At 36.2% G+C, this 1,244-nt stretch carries 1 protein-coding gene; it reads right to left on the bottom strand.

Annotated elements, in window-relative coordinates; all coding sequences use genetic code 11:
- A partial coding sequence (locus H8716_RS17445; protein ID WP_249310227.1) for an IS4 family transposase occupies nucleotides 1-1,040 on the bottom strand: 1,040 nt, incomplete at its 3' end.
- Between the last annotated feature and the right edge of the window lie 204 nt (nucleotides 1,041-1,244).

Below are 1,244 nucleotides of genomic sequence, written 5' to 3' on the forward strand. Positions count from 1 at the left end.
TGAATTTCTTCATCAACTTGATTTTTAATAAGAGATGATAGGTTTGAAAGAAGTACGTTGATATAAAATTCTTGAAGCACTGAAGTGGTTGTTGCACCGGAAAATTCTTCAATAGCAAGGCGACTTTTCAATTCCTTATATTTTGTTTCAACTGGCCAGCGATAGAAGTAAAGTTCGCGGAACATCTGTTGAGAAATATGTGAATTAAAAAGATTGGTGGCAAGATACTCTTTCGTTCCATCATCGAGAATAACTTCGATGACTCTTATCCTGATATCCTCAGTCCCGTCTTTTTCGTTGCCAGGAAGAATTGTGATTATGTCTCCAGAGCATTTCTTAGCAATGTTATAATTCTGTTTTAAGCGCATAAGACAAAGGTGCTGATGCTCGACACAGTAACGAAACATATCTTCAGAATAATAGCCACGATCAAAGATTACAACGCTGTTTTGATAGATATTTAAATCTTCTAAATTATGCAAATGCTCTAAAGCGGCGGAACGTTCAGATGCAAGATACCGTTGAAAAGAAGCATGGACAATATAATCATCAAGAACATCATAAACAATGGAACCAAGTCCCATAGTAAAACGGCGGCTTGGATCAGGATATCCAAACATTTCACCAAAGAACTCGAAATTCGATTTCGAATTAGGCAATTCTATTTTGGAACCATCAATGGCAAATAAATGATATCCATTCCAAAGTTTACGAGATGGGAGCTGCTTATAGAATAAATCAACTGATAAATAGTAGAGCTCTTTAAATAAGGCAGGGTTAATAAATTGGCGAGCCTTTGACAGAGCCTGTTTTGAAATGTCAGGGAAATCAAGATTTCCAAGATCTTCCCGAATACGGGAAAGATTTTGAAACATGGAGGCCTTTGAAGTGTAAAGCAGATACATAATTACTTGAAAAAGAGAAAGTTTTCGTTTACGAACAAAATGATTTTTCGCACGATGAGGTTCCAGTTTTTCTGGGGTTGTGATATACTCCTTAATGGATTGGATGATATTTTTGCAGATGTCAATTCGATTCATATGACATACCTCCTAAAGTGTAATTAAGGTTCGTGGCGAGACGAACAATTCCTTAATTAATAGGTCGCGAAGCGACCTCACTTTCAGGAGGTTTTGTCAAGTACTTTTTTTGTAAAAAAAGAAAAGAAATCCTTTAAATGCCGATGAAATCAGGGCTGAAGGAATTCTGAAATTTTTCTAAAATACTTAAGTTGACCACAGTGG

This window comes from Jingyaoa shaoxingensis, assembly GCF_014385005.1.
In the GTDB taxonomy this organism is placed as follows: domain Bacteria; phylum Bacillota; class Clostridia; order Lachnospirales; family Lachnospiraceae; genus Marvinbryantia; species Marvinbryantia shaoxingensis.